The organism is Kitasatospora nipponensis, from assembly GCF_039528135.1.
Classification (GTDB): domain Bacteria; phylum Actinomycetota; class Actinomycetes; order Streptomycetales; family Streptomycetaceae; genus Kitasatospora; species Kitasatospora nipponensis.
The window spans coordinates 1-778 of the sequence record NZ_BAAALF010000654.1 but is presented as its reverse complement, the minus strand read 5'-3'; the positions used below and the strand labels follow the sequence as shown (position 1 = coordinate 778).

Here is a 778-nt window from a genome sequence, read left to right as displayed (position 1 = left end):
CCCCTCGGCCCGCCGCCCCGCACCACCTCACTCGACCCCCGCGAGGAGCAGACCGCCATGGGCGCCGACAGCGCAGGCCCGATCGACGAGTTCGGCATCCCGATCATCCCGAACCCGGTCGACGTCTCCCAGCGCAAGCGCCAGGCCATCATCGACGCCGCCATCGTGGAGTTCCTGCGCGAGGGCTACTCGGCGGCCTCGATGGACGCGATCACCAGCCGTTCGGGCGTCTCGAAGGCGACCATCTACAAGCACTTCGGCAACAAGGAACGGCTCTTCCTCGCGGTGATCGGCGGGATACTGCCCACCACCTACGCCGACCTCGAACCGTGGAACTCCACCATCGTGGAGGCCGTCGACCTGCGTTCGGCCCTGATCACGCTCACCCTCGACTGGACCCGGATCCTGCTGCGCCCCGACATCATGTCGCTGCGCCGCCTGGTGATCGGCGAGATCGACCGCTTCCCCCAACTCGGCCAGCTCTGGTACCGGGTGAGCTACGACATGAACAACGGCCCGCTGATCGAGGCCTTCGCCGAGCTCGACCGGCGCGGCGTGCTGCGGGTGCCGGATCCGGCGCTGGCCGTGCAGCAACTCGTCGCCGCCACGGTCGGTGTCCCGCAGCTGGTGCGCACCTTCCGTCCCGAGGCGATCCTGGAGGACGCGGAGTTGACCCGGATGATCACCTCGGGAGTGGACCTCTTCCTGGCCGGCTACACCCGCTGACCGACCCGCGGCGGGTCGCCGGCCTCACCGGAACGGGCCTGGCCGGCCTCGC

General features: G+C 69.8%; 1 protein-coding gene. It reads left to right on the top strand.

The genetic code is table 11. From position 1 onward, the window contains the following. The first annotated feature begins 57 nt into the window (after positions 1–57). Positions 58–726 carry a TetR/AcrR family transcriptional regulator gene (locus ABD323_RS42510; protein ID WP_344447406.1) on the top strand — a complete coding sequence of 223 codons (669 nt, stop codon included), beginning with the start codon at positions 58–60 and terminating at the stop codon, positions 724–726. The last annotated feature ends 52 nt before the right edge of the window (positions 727–778 follow it).